Here is a 14,342-nt window from a genome sequence, read left to right as displayed (position 1 = left end):
AGACCTCATCCCAGCCGCCAACGGAGAGGGCTCGTCAAGTGTAAAACTCCCTCTTCGTCCCAGTCATCCCAGCCTGTAAAAGGAATGGGGCGTTCGCTGCTCAAGCCAACCAAACGCGACGACCAAGCCGCTTTACAGCACGCTAGATGCTCCATCAGGGCAGCTTCATCTTGATAGCGAATACCGCCGCCTTGAATGCCATAGCTCACCTGTGGCGCTAAAACGTCAAAGCCGACGTAATACAACGATGCATGCATCGGCCATAGCCAGTGCACCATATTGCCCGCGCGCCCAAAAGGCTGAAACGCCTTATCCGGTGAGCCCGTAGTCACCGAAAGCACCGCTTTTTTTCCGCGATAATAGCCTTGGTCGTAACGCATGCGGCTTGTGTAGCGCCCCCCATACACCAATACCCGATCAAACCAGCCTTTAAGGATAGCGGGTTGGGCATGCCACCATAAAGGAAACTGAAAGATCACCAGGTCTGCCCACTCCAACCGCGCCAACTCCCGCTGAACATCCAGAGGCAGCGTGTTTTGCTGGTAGTGAGCCCGCTGTTCATTGAGGGGGTAAAAATAGTCATCATCAAAGGCATGATGCGCATAATGCTTAGCTCGCTCGACCGGATCAAACTGGTCGGCATAAAGATCGTCCACATCAATGGCATGTCCAGCCATCTCTAGCTGCTGTATCGCCACATCTACCAAGCCACCATTGAACGACTTGCGTTCAGGATGAGCCAAAACAATTAGCACCTTCATACGACGCCTCCCCTACCGATAGACTCGAAGACAGGCTACTCTGTTCATTTATGGCATAACATTGGCCAAAAATGAGAATCTTGTTTGCATGAATGAACAGCAAATACGGTGGGATGACCTTAAAATTGTGCTAAGCATTGCCGATGAGGGCTCACTATCCGGCGCCAGCCGGAAGCTACTTATCAGCCATGCCACTGTTTTTAGGCGCTTAAGCGAAATAGAGCACAAATTGGGAGTGACGCTATTTGAGCGCAGCCGCACAGGCTATACGCCCACCCCGGCAGGGGATGACTTGGCGGCTTCTGCCAAGCGGGTGCAGAGCGAAATCAATGCAGTGGAACGCCGCGTGATGGGACACAATGCAGCGCTAACCGGCAGCCTGAGGATTACCACCACCGATACATTGTTCGCAGGCCTGTTATCGCCATTGATGGCCAGCTTTCGGCAGTGCTATCCCGATATCCAATTGGAAGTCGTTATCTCTAATCAGTTGCAAAGTTTGTCACGGCGCGAGGCCGATATTGCAATCCGCCCCACCCTGAAGCCCCCCGAAACCCTGATAGGCCGCAAGGCTATCGATATCACCCAGGCAATTTATGGCCAACGAGCAATTTGGCTAAACGCAGCTCTACCGCTAAAGCCATCCTCACTAGCATTGGAGAACTGGGTAGGGCCTGATGTTCACTTGGGCGATGCAATGTTGGAAAAGTGGATGATGGATAAAAGCGCTGCTTATCGACTGGACAGCATGCTGGGCATGAAAGCAGCCGTTTGCCATGGTGCGGGAATTGCGGTGCTGCCCTGTTACCTTGGCGATGCAGATGACACCCTCATACGCCTAAGCGATCCTATCGAGGAGTTAACTACTCAACTCTGGATGCTCACCCACCCAGATCTGCGCCATGTAGCAAGGGTTCGTGCGTTTATGGATAGGATCACAGAAGGCGTCAGAAAAGCTTAACTATTCAGTCATATAGCAATTTAGTGGCTCACTTGCTTTTCGCGGACCGCGTCACGGCACGGTGGCAGATAGGTGCCCCCCCAGCCTTTCCAGGTGTACCCGCAGCTGTTCGTCGACCATGCCTCCAATGAAAACCAGCGCGACCAGGCCTATGCCCAGCGCTGGAGCGAAGAGAGCAAAGCAGCTGCGCTGGTAGCACTTTATGAGCGTTTGGGCACTGGCGTGCTGGTATCCTCGCCGGTTTGAGCCTCCTCACGGTCGAGCAAGCGCGCAAGAGAACCGTCCTGAAGCGGCTCGCCCCAGGTATCGCGATGCACCAGTTCCTTCAAAGGCAGGCGGGAGCGCCAACCTTCGGCCTCCAGCTCTGGCTGCTGCAAAAACTCACTGACGTAACCCAGGCAGAGATAGGCCAACGGGTAAACATGTGCAGGCAAGCCCAGAACGCCACTTAGCTGGGCCTGGTCAAGAATGCTCACCCAGCCAACGCCGATACCCTCTGCACGGGCAGCCAGCCATAGGTTTTGCACCGCCAGACAAGTGCTGAACAGGTCGGTTTCCACGATGCTGTCACGGCCTAACACGTGAGGACCGCCCCGGCTGCGATCACAGGTAATGCAGAGATTCAGCGGGCTATCGAGAATGCCTTGCAGCTTCAGCTCACGATAATGCGCTTGACGTTCACCTTCAAAACGCTCGGCGGCCTTCCCGTTTGCTTCTTCGAACAGTGCCAGCACGGCTTCCCTGACCTCACGACGCTCGATCACGATGAAATCCCAAGGCTGCATGAAACCAACCGAGGGCGCGTGATGCGCCGCCTTCAGCAAGCGGGCCAGCACGGCAGGGGGAATCGGGTCGGGCAAAAACTGCGAGCGCACATCGCGGCGCTCGAAAATCGCACGGTAGAGTCCTTGCTGTTCAGCGTCGGAGAAACAGTGGCGAGGCGAGGTCATGGGGAAGCTGAGCCTTTGGCGAATCGATCAGGAGACAGCCAAGAGTCTACACCAGCCCAGCCTGGTCGCCAGTGCATCAGCTTTTGTGGAAGCTGTAATGTAACGTCATCGGTGCCCAAGTGTCCGGGCTAGCATATTGTCAAAGCTACAAAGTATTCGCTAATAAGCTAATTTAGACAGGAATATCTATCCCCTCTTTTCGTTACTATAAGCCCCCTCGCGGAAGTCAGCTTCGGTGGCCATGCGACTATTGCAAGTGTCGTCATGGGCACCTTGCCTCTCTACTACTCCAGCCCCGCCAACAACTGCTTAAGGAGGACATCGAGCTGCGATCTTTGCTCTGCAGTAAGGCCGCTGACCAACTGCGCCTGAGTCTCCACGTGGGCAGCCACTGCCTCGTCAATCACCTCGAACCCACGTTGAGAAAGAGAAATCAGAAAACCGCGCCCATCAGCAGGGTTTTTGACTCGCTCGATCAAGCCCGCTTTTTCCAGTTGATTGAGACGATGCGTCATGGTGCCTGAAGTCACCATGGTGGATGCCATCAGATCTCCCGGCGACAGCGCATAAGGTGCTCCCTCACGCCGCAGAGTCGCCAGAACGTCAAAGCTGGCGTCCGTCAGCCCGTATTTTGCCCATGTCTTCTCCATGACGCGCATTAGCGCGTGATTGAGCCGCTTGACCCGGCCGATGGTCCCCATCGGCGCGACATCGAGGTCGGGTCGCTCCTGCCGCCACTGTTCCAGAATGGTGTCTACATGATCCATAACGTGTTGTCGCCTAATTACCTTGACGTCAAGATTAAATGCAAATACCTTGATATCAAGCTATCTAACAAAATCCCCATGGGCGCTTTATCTATGACGCTATCAACCACTGCACGCACGATACAGCCACGCCAAAGCACCTGGCTCATGCCCCTGATCTACCTGATTGCCGGAGGCACCCTGCTGGGCCTGTCGACGAATTTGGCGAAACTGGCCAGCGACTTCCAGCTGTCTGCGCTCGCTTTTCTTTTCTGGTCGATCTCAGGGGCAGCTCTGATGCTATTGATGTTCGCTGCTTTCCGGCACAACTTGCCGCCGATCAACCGCCGCACTTTAGAGTATTACGTTACCTCAGGGCTACTGGGCGTTGCGGGTGCCAACTTACTGTTTTTCTCCGCTATCCCTCATGTGGGGGCCGGTTTCGTGGCGCTCATTATCACACTACCACCGTTGCTCACCTACTTGGGAGCCTTGGCATGCAATGTGGAGCGGTTCCAGATATCCCGTGCGGCAGGGGTTATGTCAGCCCTGGTGGGAGCCATGCTACTGGCATGGCATAAGTTATCAGCACCCGATGCCCATTATCTCTGGATTCTTCTTGCCCTTATCGGCCCTGTACTACTCGCCATCGGCAATCTTTACAGAACCTTGCGTTGGCCCAAAGGGGTGTCTAGTGATGCGCTAGCGCTGGGAATGCTGATTGCTGCCGCCGTGTTGTTACTCATCGTGGGGTTCATACCGGGCTTCACCCTCTCTGTCCCAACAGATCGCTACCTGCCGACCCTGCTGATTGCCGTTCAAGCGGTGGTCTTCGCAGCTCAGTTCTTACTGCTTTTTCTGCTACAGAAAAGCGGCGGCCCGGTATTTTTAAGCCTGTTGGGCTCCGTTGGCGCTATCGTAGGTGTGCCGGTAGCTATCTTTTTACAGGGAGAAACCGCGCCCGAAGGCTTACTACTGGGCACACTGTTAATAGGTACGGGAGTGGCTCTGCTAAATATTGGCAACATCAAACGAACGGCCCGCCGAGGCAGGCCGTTGCGTCATTGATAGTGGGAATTTAGCGGCGGGGCAAATCGGCAAGCCCGGCACGGAATGCCGAGCCCGCCAAATGGGTTATCGGGATAATTCCTGGCGCACGATGTCGGCGCCTGCGCTCAATGCCTTCAGCTTGCCTTGCGCGACGTTGCGCGGCAGGGGCGTCATGCCGCAGTTGGTGCAGGGGTAGAGCTTGTCGGCGTCTACAAAGCGTAGCGCCTTGCGCAGGGTATCGGCGACTTGTTCCGGGGTTTCGACGGTGTGGGTGGCCACGTCGATGGCTCCGACCATCACCTTCTTGCCGCGAATCAGCTCGATCAGTTCCATGGGCACGTGGGAGTTCTGGCACTCCAGCGAGACGATGTCGATGTTCGAGGCCTGCAGTTTGGGGAAGATTTCCTCGTACTGGCGCCACTCGGACCCCAGCGTCTTCTTCCAATCGGTGTTGGCCTTGATGCCGTAGCCGTAGCAGATATGCACGCCAGTCTCGCAGGCGACGCCTTCGATGGCTTTTTCCAGGGCGGCGATACCCCAGTCGTTCACCTCATCGAAGAACACATTGAAGGCGGGCTCATCGAACTGAATGATGTCTACCCCCGCCGCCGCCAGGTCACGGGCTTCCTGGTTGAGGATCTTGGCAAATTCCCAGGCGAGTTTTTCACGGCTCTTGTAGTGGCCGTCATAGAGGGTGTCGACCATGGTCATGGGGCCTGGCAGCGCCCACTTGATGGGCTGGTCGGTCTGCTGACGCAGGAATTTGGCATCGTCCACGAAGACCGGTTTTTCCCGCGAGACGGGGCCCACCACCGAAGGCACGCTGGCCTCGTAGCGATCACGGATCTTGACCGTCTTGCGCTGCTCGAAATCGACACCTTTGAGATGCTCGATGAACGTCGTCACGAAGTGCTGGCGGGTTTGCTCGCCATCGCTGACGATGTCGATGCCTGCCTGACGCTGATCGTGCAGGCACGCCCGCAGCGCATCCTGCTTGCCTTCCGCCAGCTCGTCGCCCTGCAGTTTCCAGGGGGACCAGAGCGTTTCGGGCTCGGCCAGCCAGGCGGGCTTGGGCAAACTACCGGCGGTCGAGGTGGGCAACAGTGTCTTCATAAGAAATAACCTTCATGATGAGGGGTTCAAAGGGCGTAATCGGCCGACCACTTGTCGAGTATTTGGCGGAAGGGCTTGATGAAATACTGCTCGGTAAAGCGCCCCTGCTCGATGGCCAGTTGGCTGCGCTCTTCACGGTCGTACACGATGCGCGTCAGCGAGTAGTCCTGATGCTTCAGGCTAGGCTGATAGAGCTTGCCTGCCGCCGAGTTGGCGTTATAGATCTCGGGGCGGTAAATCTTCTGAAACGTCTCCATGGTGCTGATGGCGCTGATCAGTTCGAGGTCGGTGTAATCGGCCAGCAGGTCGCCGGAGAAATAGAACGCCAATGGCGCCACGCTATGGGGCGGCATGAAGTAGCGCACCTGCAGGCCCATCTTGGCGAAGTAGAAATCCGTGAGCGACGGCTCGTCGTTGACGTACTCGACGCCCAGCACGGGGTGGCGATTTTCCGTCTGGCGATACACCTTGCTGTGGGACACGCTCAGGCAGATGACCGGCGCCTTGCTGAACGATGCGCGGTAGGCGTCGGAGTGAATGAAACGCTTGAACAGCTTGCCATGCAGGTCGCCAAACCCTTCCGGGATGCCAAACTCCGAGCGCTCCTGATTGTGCTCGGCCAGCCACACGCTGAAGTCGTAGTCGCGAACGTAGGAAGAGAAGTTGTTTCCCATCATGCCTTCGATGCGCTTGTCGAGATGCTGATCGATGATGGTCGTCTTCAGCATTTCAATCGCGGGGAAGGCATCGCTCGCGTTTGCCATGTTCAGCTCGCCGGTGATGATATCTAGCTCGACGGCATAGCGATCCGCCTTGGGGTTATCCCAGTGCGCCAGGGTATTGAACCGGTTGTTGATCATGGTCAGCGCATTGCGCAGGTTTTCCTGGCAGCGCTCCCCTCTCGCCAGATTGGCGAAGTTAGTCGTGGTACGCGTGCTCTCGGCAGGACGGTAGTTTTCGTCGAACCGGACGCTCTTGATATCGAAGGTAAAGTCGTAGCTCATCGCGAACAAACACCCTGTTGGTCGAGATTGGCGACGGCGCCCCAATGCAGCTCAGCGCTCGATGCCATGTGTGACGTTTCGATATACGGGCGTTAGCGCCACGTCATCGAAAAGGATGTGTTCTTTATGCCAGACCCACCACATGAATGAAAAGCGACATTAATTCAACTCATCATGAGAAAACCTCATGATGAGTTGTTTTGCAGGGCGCTTACCCCTGTTGAAACGGATACACCGAGCCAATGTTCAGCAGCTGCGTCAGCTCATCCAGCGCGGTGAGGACTTCCGTGGCGAGCTGCGGGTCGGCCAGGTCGTCGGTGGTGAGGCGGTCGCGGTAGTGGCGGCTCACCCAGGCGATGAGGTCGTTATAGAGCGCACCGTCGAGCAGCACGCGACCGCTGAGGGCTGCGCGCTCGGCGTCGCTGAGCACCACGCGCAGGCGCAGGCAGGCGGGGCCGCCGCCGTTGCGCATGCTCTGCTTCACGTCCTTGACGATCACTTCGCCAATGGGGTTATTGCCTGCCAGGATGAAGTCCTGCAGCGTGCGCCACACGGCTTCACGCTCCTGACACTCGCTGGGCACCACCAGCGTCATGGTGCCATCCTGGTTGGAAAGCAGTTGCGAGTTGAACAGGTACGACGCTACCGCGTCTTCCATGCTCACCGCTTCCATCGGCACCCGAACGGGAATCAGCGGCGTGCTCATCTTGGCGCGCAGCTCGTCCAGCGTGCGCTCTTCATCGAGAAACGCCATTTCGTGGTAGAGCAGCACCGGGCCGTTGCCCACGGCAATCACATCGTTGTGGAACACGCCCGCATCGATGGCCTCCGGGTGCTGCTGGGCGAACACGGTCTGGGCGTCGCTTAGCCCGTGCTGGCGAGCCACCGCCTGGCTGGCTTCCAGCGTTTGCCGGGCGGGATAGCGCTTGGGCTCGCTGCGCCCGCCGCCAAACGCCTGGCGACCATACACGAACAGGTGCACGCCGGGCTCGCCGTACTCACCGCACAACCGGGTATGGTTGGCCGCCCCTTCATCGGAAAACGCGGGGGTGGCGGGCAGCACCGGGTGGTGGGCGAAGTGCTGCTCATCGCGGAAAATCGCCTGGAGTACGCGCCCCGTGGTGCGCGGCTCCAGGTAGCGGTGGAAGCTCGACTGCAGATTGGCCGGGGTAAAGTGCACCCTTCCATCCGGCGCATCCACGCCGGGCGTAATGGTGCCCGCGTTGGCGGTCCACATGCTGGACGCCGAGCACACCGCCCGCAGCAGCTGTGGCGCTTGCTGCGCCGCTCGAGCGAGGATCTCGCGGTTGCTGCCGCTGAAGCCCAAGTCGCGCAGCGCGCCCAGGTCCGGCCGCTGCTGCGGGGGCAGAACTCCCTGGGCGTAGCCTGCGTCCATCAGCGACTTCATCTTGGCCAGCCCCTGCAGCGCGCCCTCTCGGGGGTTGGAAACCAGGCCCCCGTGGCTCATGGAGGCCACATTACCGTGGGCCAGTCCCGAGTAGTTGTGGGTCAGCCCGACCAGACCGTCGAAGTTGACTTCCCGAATGCTGTGGACGCTCATAGGGTGACTCCCGGTGGCAGGGTTTCCGGCATTTCCAGACTGTCGGCTTCCATGGAGGCAACGGGGTAGGCGCAGTAGTCGGCGGCATAAAAAGCGCTGGGGCGGTGATTGCCGCTATCGCCTACGCCGCCAAAGGGCGCGTCACCCGATGCCCCCGTGGTCTGGCGGTTCCAGTTCACGATGCCTGCGCGAATACGCAGCAGGAAGTCGTCCCAATCCGCCTGTTCGCCGCCGATCAGCCCCGCCGAAAGGCCGTAGCGGGTGTCGTTGGCCAGTGCCAACGCCTCGTCCCAATCGGCATAGCGATGGATTTTCAGCAGCGGGCCAAAGTGCTCTTCATCGGGTACCTCCAGGCCGGTCACGTCGATCAGCGCGGGGCTGAGCAGGCTGGTGTTCTCTGCCAGGCGCTGCATACGGTTGATCACCGTGCCGCCCATGGCTTCCAGTTCGTCCTGCGCCTTGAGCAGGCCATCGGCCGCGGCCACGCTCACCAGGCCGCCATAGAACGGCGCGGGCTCCTCGTCGAACTGCCCGGCCACGTGCAGCTTGGCAATCGCCTCTGAGAGCGCGTCGATGAGACGATCTCCCACCTCCCCCTGGGGAATCATCAGACGACGGGCGCAGGTGCAGCGCTGGCCGCCGGAAAGAAACGCCGACTGCAAAATGGTCAGGACGGCTGCGCGCTGGTCATCCACCTCCTTGACCACCAGCGGGTTGTTGCCCCCCAGCTCCAGCGCGAGGATTTTATCCAGCTGCCCGGCAAACTGCTGCTGCAACAGGCCGCCCACTTTGGCGCTGCCGGTAAACAGCAAGCCATCGATACCCGGGTGGGCAGAGAGCGCCTGCCCCACGGCCACACCGCCTTGTACCAGGTTGATCACCCCGGCGGGCAAGCCGGCTTCCAGCCAGCACTGCAGGGTCAAATCCGCGGTGAGCGGGGTCTGGTCGCTGGGCTTGAACACCACCGTGTTACCCGCCAACAGCGCGGGCACCATGTGGCCGTTGGGCAGGTGCCCAGGGAAGTTATAGGGGCCGAATACGGCCATTACCCCGTGGGGCCGATGGCGCAGGACCGCCCTGGCGGTACCCACCTCTTTTTCACGTTCGCCGGTGCGCTCGTGGTACGCCTTGATGGAGAGCGCCACCTTGCCCACCATGGCTCCGACTTCGGTACGCGCTTCCCATAGCGGCTTGCCGGTTTCTGCGGCAATCGCCACGGCCAGGTCTTCCTGGCGCGCCTTGAGCACCTCGACGAACCGCTCCACCAGCGCCTGACGCTCGGCAAAGGGAGTGCGCGCCCAACCGGGGAAGGCGGCCCTGGCGGCCTCGACTGCCCGCCCCACCTGGGGCTGCGACGCCGAAGCCCCTTGCCAGAGCAGCGTGCCTGCCACGGGGTCGTGCTTGGTCACGGGGGCGGCCTCGCCGACCACCCAGGCCCCATCGATCAACTGCTGCTGTTGGGCGGGCATACGCGGGGTGCGTGCGTTCGGGTTATGCATGACGCTCTCCTTTGCTGAGCCGGGTAGTCGGGTATGTGGGCAGATCAGGTTTCCAGCAGACGCAGCGTGTCGCCCGTGGCGACGCCCAGCCGCTCGGCCTCCTGAGGGGTCAGGACGACGGTGCTTTCGTCGGCGGGGCCTCGGCCAATCCAGCCAGCGGTAAAGTGCTGCATCTGAGTGGTGGCCGCCAGCCAGCGGCTGACGCTTTCTGCGGCAGCGTCGGGCGACACCTCCACCTGATAGCAGCGTGAATTGCGGATCGCCCGCACATCATCGATATAGGCTTCCACCGTGGGGCCGCCGTCGAAGATGTCGATGTAGCCTTCCCAGCGCAGCCCCTCTTTCTTGAGCATCTCCAGCGCCGGGCGGGTGTGGCGATGTACCTGACCAATACAGGCCCGCGCCTCTTCCGACATGAACGTGGTGTAAATGGGAAACTTGGGCATCAGCTCGCCAATGAAGCTTTTCTGCCCCAGGCCAGTCAGCCGGTCTGCCTCGCTGAAATCCATGGGGAAGAAGTGCTTGCCCAGGCTTTGCCAGAACGGGCTGACGTTGTTTTCATCGAACACGCCGCGCATTTCGGCAAGCACCTTCTCGGGAAAACGGTCGCGGAACTGAGCCATGAACAGCCAGCGCGCCTTGGAAAGCAGCGCACCGTTGCGCAAATGCTTGTTGGCCTCCCCCCGGTACTCCGGGCGCAGGAACAGCGAGCACACCTCGGCATCGCCGGTATGGTCCGAGCTCAAAAACAGCGTGTCGATGGTGCGATGCAGGTCGAGCTGTACCGAAGAGTGGGCCAGGGTGCCAAGCCGGTAGTTGTAGAACGGCACCTCGCGCCCCACCTGACCTTCAATGGCGCAGCAGCCTGCCAGCTCGCCGTTGGACTCATCTTCCAGTACAAAAAAGTAGAGCCGGTCGTCCACTGGCGTGCGCTCTTCGAACGCGCGGGCGGCGGCGTCGATCTTGCCCGCCAGGAACTCCCGGTTATCCGGCAGCGAGGTAAAGCCAACGCCTGCCTGCTGCGCCAGCGCCTGGAGCCCATCCAGATCATCACGGGCAATGGGGCGAATGCGCATTACATCTCTCCTTCATCGAGCGCATCGACGGCGCTGGGCAGGGCTAACGGTGCCGCCAATACGGCACGCCCCTCTTCCACCCCCAGGCGCTGTGCATGCTGCGGGGAAAGCATCAGCTGTCCGGTGGGCGAAAGCGCATAGCGCGCCACGATGCAGCGAAAATCGCTCAGCGTCTGGTTGGCGATCATCGCCGGTTCGGCATCCGGCAAGGCATGCTCCGGGCGCACCCGCACCGGGTGCCAGGCGGCACGACGACAGGTTTCCAGCCGTTCGCGCTCGGCCTTGACGATGGGCCCGGCATCGAAAATATCCACATGCCGGGAACGAACGAAGCCTTCCGCCAGCATTTCCGCCAGCGCCGCTTCATGGGCCGGATGTTCACGGCCTATGGCTGCCCTGGCAGGCGGCGTCAATAGCGGCAGGTAGAGCGGAAACTGGGGCATCACCTCGGCAATGAAGCTTTTCGAGCGCACCCCGGCCATGTGGTTCATCTCCTGGAAACCGCGGGCAAAGAAGTGGCGGCCCACGCTCTCCCAGAAGGGTGATTCATTCTGGCGATCCAGGTACCCCGGAAACGCCACGGCGAGAATCCGCGAGAAGCGCTCCGGGTACTGGGCAATGAACATCAGCCGCGCCCGCCGCAGCAGGCTCTCGGCGCTAGTGCCCTTGTAACGCGGGTTGAGCGACAGCGCACAGAGCAGCGTGGCGTCCGAGACTTCGTGGGACAGCGCCAGGGTCTGTACTTCCCGGCGCACGTTGAGCTGCTGCGAGGCGTGGATCAGCGTCTCCTGGCGGTAGGTGTAGTAGGCCTCGGCGGCCCCCGCCTGGGCGCGGATGGTGGCGGTACCGAGCACCTCATGGCGATGATCGTCCGCCAGCACGAACATGTACTGCTCGTTACCCGGAAAATCGACCTCGCTGCCAAACGCCTCCTGGGAGCGCAGGATGCGCTCCTCTAACCGCTCACGATTGGCAGGCAGGTTGGTCAGCCGAGGAACGGCGTGCTCAGCCAGCTGTTCCAGGGCAGGCAGGTCGGCCAGGGTGACCGGACGGATAACCAGCATGCTCAACGCTCCTTCTGGTAACGCTTGCGGCCTGCTCATGCGCTGGCAACAAGGCGCTCGATGGCTCGTTCGAGACGCGCCATGCCTTCGGCGATGTCGGCCTCGGGGATCACCAGCGAAGGCGCCATGCGCAGCACATTGGGGCCTGCGATCAGCGCCATCACGCCCTCTTCCATGGCCAGCGGCAGGATATCCTTGGCGCGCCCTTCGAAGGCATCGGACATCTGTGCGCCCATCAACAGGCCCATGCCGCGGATTTCCTTGAACACGCCGTGCTTGCGGTTGATGGTCTCCAGGTGCTCACGAAACAGGTCGTGACGCTGCTTGACCCCTTGCAGCACTTCGGGGGTGTCGATGAACTCGACCGCCGCCAGGGCCACCGCCGATGCCAGCGCATTGCCACCGTAAGTGGAACCATGGGTACCGATCACCAGCGACTGGGCAATGGCGTCGGTGGTCAAGGTGGCACCGATCGGGAAGCCACCGCCCAGCGATTTGGCGCTGGTGAGAATGTCCGGAGTGATGCCGAAGTTCTTGTAGGCGTACAGCTCGCCGCTGCGGCCAACGCCGGTTTGCACTTCATCGAAAATCAGCAGCGCGTTGTGCTCGTCGCACAGATCGCGCAGGCCCTGCAGGAACTCCTGGGTGGCGGGCACGATGCCGCCTTCCCCCTGCATGGGCTCGACCATGATGGCGCAGGTGTCATCGCCCACCAGCTTGCGCACGCTCTCCAGGTCGTTGAAGTTGGCGTGCAGAATGCCGCCGGGCACCGGGCCAAAGCCCTGGGAGTATTTTGGCTGCCCGCCCACGCTCACGGTGAAGAAGGTGCGGCCATGGAAAGACTGGTAGAACGAGATGATCTTGTCCTTGTGCTCGCCGTGGTGATCCACCGCCCAGCGGCGCGCCAGCTTCAGCGCCGCCTCGTTGGCTTCACCGCCGGAAGAGCACAGGAATACCTTGTCGGCGAAGGTGCGCTCGGTGAGCGTCCTGGCCAGCTTGAGCGCAGGCTCGTTGGTGAACACGTTGGACAAGTGCCAGAGCTTCTCGCCCTGCTCTTTCAACGCATTGACCAGTACCGGGTGGCAGTGGCCCAGCGAGTTCACCGCAATCCCCCCGGCAAAATCGATGTATTCACGGCCTTGCTGATCCCACAGGCGGCTGCCTTCACCACGCACCGGAATGCTCTGTTGCGGTGAGTAGTTGGGCATCATGTAGTGGTCGAAATCCTGGCGACTTGGGGTGTGGCTCATGAAACAAATCCTCCGGTGGAGTCAGCGATGACATCAGTATACGAGGGGCGGTGGCCGCCCTGCTTTCACGATTGGGACGCTAAATTATGAAAAGCTGCGCCTACCCCAGCCGCTCTTCCCGCGGGGTGATCCCAAAGTGGTTACGGTAGGCAGTGGAAAAGTGCGCGCCCGAGGAGAAACCGGTCATCAGGGCAATGTCGCCCACGGGACGGTCGCTCTCTCTGAGCTGTTTGCGGGCTTCCTGCAGCCGCAAGTCCAGATAATAACGGCTGGGCACCGCCTGCAGGAACTTCTTGAACAGCCGCTCCAACTGACGCCGGGAAATGCCCAGGTGTTCGGCCAGTTCCAGGGTCGAAAGCGGCTCTTCGATATTGGCTTCCATCAGCGTGACCGCATCCACCAGGCTTTGTGGGGCGTGGCCCAGGCGGTGGCGCAGGGGGACGTGCTGGCGCTCATCGGCAAGGCGAATGCGATCGCACACGAACTGCTCCGAGACCTGCTCTGCCAGCCGTGGGCCGTGATGCTTGCCGATCAGCGTCAGCATCATGTCCATGGCGGCGGTGCCGCCCGCGCAGGTCAGACGGTCACGGTCGATCTCGAACAGCTGCTGGGAAAGCGTGACCTGGGGGTACGCCTGGGCAAATGCGTCGAAGCGCTGCCAGGGCAGCGTCGCGCGATAGCCTTCCAGCAACCCGCAGCGGGCCAGCACTTCGGTGCCCCCGGCCAGGCCGCCTAGCGCCACGCCCCTGCCCTGATGACCGCGCAGCCACTCGTGAAGCCTGGCGGGCAGTACGTAGGGTAGCGGTGTCGGTGCACAGACCAGCAGCATGTCCAGCGGCCCAAGAGCGGCTTCCAACGAGTGCTGGGCCAGCAGCGAAAGCTGCGCTGCACTGCGCACGGGCTCGTCATCCAGGCTGAGCGTCAGCGTGTGATACAGCATCTGGCCACTGAGCTGATTGGCCATCTGCAGTGGCTCGATGGCGCTGGCATGGGCCAATAACGAAAACCCGGGAAGCAGCACAAAGGCAACCCGCCGACGCTGATCGGGGGAAGGCGTCAACGGCCGAGTGGGCATGTGAAGATGTGACAAGGTGAGAGGCACTGCATGGAAACCGCCGCTGGCTGTCGAGATAACGTGTTCAAATCAAACGTCATCTTACCCAATTGCGGCGCGGAAGGCAGCGCCATGACCGCAGGAACAAAAACACGGCGCTTGACGTCCTCCCCGCCCTAAAGGACGGGGATTCCAACTTCTTGAGGGCAACGTCCTGCCCCGAGGCTGAGGATATTCCGGGCCGCATTCACGT

General features: G+C 60.5%; 14 protein-coding genes. 3 read left to right on the top strand and 11 right to left on the bottom strand.

Annotated elements, in window-relative coordinates:
• Nucleotides 1-5: 5 nt before the first annotated feature.
• Nucleotides 6-761, bottom strand: coding sequence for an NAD(P)H-dependent oxidoreductase (locus CWI66_RS12885; RefSeq protein ID WP_100731909.1), 756 nt, complete (start codon nt 759-761; stop codon nt 6-8).
• A gap of 88 nt (nt 762-849) precedes the next feature.
• Between CWI66_RS12885 and CWI66_RS12880 the strand changes: the two genes are divergently transcribed.
• Both CWI66_RS12880 and CWI66_RS18050 read left to right on the top strand, forming a co-directional pair.
• Nucleotides 850-1,722, top strand: a complete 873-nt coding sequence (locus CWI66_RS12880; protein WP_100731908.1) for a LysR family transcriptional regulator — start codon at nt 850-852, stop codon at nt 1,720-1,722.
• Nucleotides 1,723-1,794: 72 nt separating this feature from the next.
• Nucleotides 1,795-1,968, top strand: coding sequence for a hypothetical protein (locus CWI66_RS18050; protein WP_157808975.1), 174 nt, complete (start codon nt 1,795-1,797; stop codon nt 1,966-1,968).
• Here the strand turns inward: CWI66_RS18050 and bluB are convergent.
• Together bluB and CWI66_RS12870 are read right to left on the bottom strand one after the other, a co-directional pair.
• Complete coding sequence (gene bluB, locus CWI66_RS12875; protein ID WP_100731907.1) at nt 1,923-2,672, bottom strand: 5,6-dimethylbenzimidazole synthase; 750 nt, start codon at nt 2,670-2,672, stop codon at nt 1,923-1,925. The genes CWI66_RS18050 and bluB overlap by 46 nt on opposite strands.
• A 284-nt stretch (nt 2,673-2,956) precedes the next feature.
• On the bottom strand, nt 2,957-3,439 hold the full coding sequence (locus CWI66_RS12870) for a MarR family winged helix-turn-helix transcriptional regulator (RefSeq protein ID WP_100731906.1): 483 nt from the start codon (nt 3,437-3,439) through the stop codon (nt 2,957-2,959).
• Between CWI66_RS12870 and CWI66_RS12865 the strand changes: the two genes are divergently transcribed.
• The gene (locus CWI66_RS12865; RefSeq protein ID WP_232710899.1) at nt 3,431-4,486 is read left to right on the top strand and encodes a DMT family transporter; all 1,056 of its coding nucleotides are present in this window, start codon (nt 3,431-3,433) and stop codon (nt 4,484-4,486) included. The two genes, CWI66_RS12870 and CWI66_RS12865, sit on opposite strands and share 9 nt — an antisense overlap.
• A gap of 66 nt (nt 4,487-4,552) precedes the next feature.
• Here the strand turns inward: CWI66_RS12865 and CWI66_RS12860 are convergent, their stop codons facing one another.
• The 8 genes from CWI66_RS12860 to CWI66_RS12825 all read right to left on the bottom strand — a co-directional run bounded on the left by CWI66_RS12860 (nt 4,553) and on the right by CWI66_RS12825 (nt 14,110).
• Nucleotides 4,553-5,581 carry a methionine synthase gene (locus tag CWI66_RS12860; RefSeq protein ID WP_100731905.1) on the bottom strand — a complete coding sequence of 343 codons (1,029 nt, stop codon included), beginning with the start codon at nt 5,579-5,581 and terminating at the stop codon, nt 4,553-4,555.
• 26 nt (nt 5,582-5,607) lie between these two features.
• Nucleotides 5,608-6,585, bottom strand: a complete 978-nt coding sequence (locus CWI66_RS12855) for a DUF1852 domain-containing protein (RefSeq protein WP_081139046.1) — start codon at nt 6,583-6,585, stop codon at nt 5,608-5,610.
• A gap of 211 nt (nt 6,586-6,796) precedes the next feature.
• Nucleotides 6,797-8,146: an N-succinylarginine dihydrolase gene (gene astB / locus CWI66_RS12850; RefSeq protein ID WP_100731904.1), complete on the bottom strand. Its 1,350-nt coding sequence runs from the start codon at nt 8,144-8,146 to the stop codon at nt 6,797-6,799.
• Nucleotides 8,143-9,615, bottom strand: coding sequence for a succinylglutamate-semialdehyde dehydrogenase (astD, locus tag CWI66_RS12845; protein ID WP_100731912.1), 1,473 nt, complete (start codon nt 9,613-9,615; stop codon nt 8,143-8,145). The genes astB and astD overlap by 4 nt, the downstream gene beginning before the upstream one ends.
• A gap of 74 nt (nt 9,616-9,689) precedes the next feature.
• A complete protein-coding gene (gene astA, locus CWI66_RS12840) occupies nt 9,690-10,721 on the bottom strand; it encodes an arginine N-succinyltransferase (RefSeq protein WP_016916412.1) in 1,032 nt (343 codons plus the stop codon).
• The gene (locus CWI66_RS12835; RefSeq protein ID WP_081139043.1) at nt 10,721-11,785 is read right to left on the bottom strand and encodes an arginine N-succinyltransferase; all 1,065 of its coding nucleotides are present in this window, start codon (nt 11,783-11,785) and stop codon (nt 10,721-10,723) included. Before CWI66_RS12835 ends, astA begins: the two co-directional genes overlap by 1 nt.
• Before the next feature lie 35 nt (nt 11,786-11,820).
• Nucleotides 11,821-13,035 carry an aspartate aminotransferase family protein gene (locus tag CWI66_RS12830; RefSeq protein WP_100731903.1) on the bottom strand — a complete coding sequence of 405 codons (1,215 nt, stop codon included), beginning with the start codon at nt 13,033-13,035 and terminating at the stop codon, nt 11,821-11,823.
• A 100-nt stretch (nt 13,036-13,135) separates the two neighbouring features.
• Nucleotides 13,136-14,110: a GlxA family transcriptional regulator gene (locus CWI66_RS12825; protein WP_026002007.1), complete on the bottom strand. Its 975-nt coding sequence runs from the start codon at nt 14,108-14,110 to the stop codon at nt 13,136-13,138.
• Between the last annotated feature and the right edge of the window lie 232 nt (nt 14,111-14,342).

Origin of the sequence: Halomonas sp. 141 (assembly GCF_002810305.1) — a bacterium.
Taxonomy (GTDB): Bacteria; Pseudomonadota; Gammaproteobacteria; order Pseudomonadales; family Halomonadaceae; genus Vreelandella; species Vreelandella stevensii.
The sequence above is the reverse complement of the archived record's forward strand: the minus strand, read 5'-3'. Positions and strand labels throughout refer to the sequence as shown.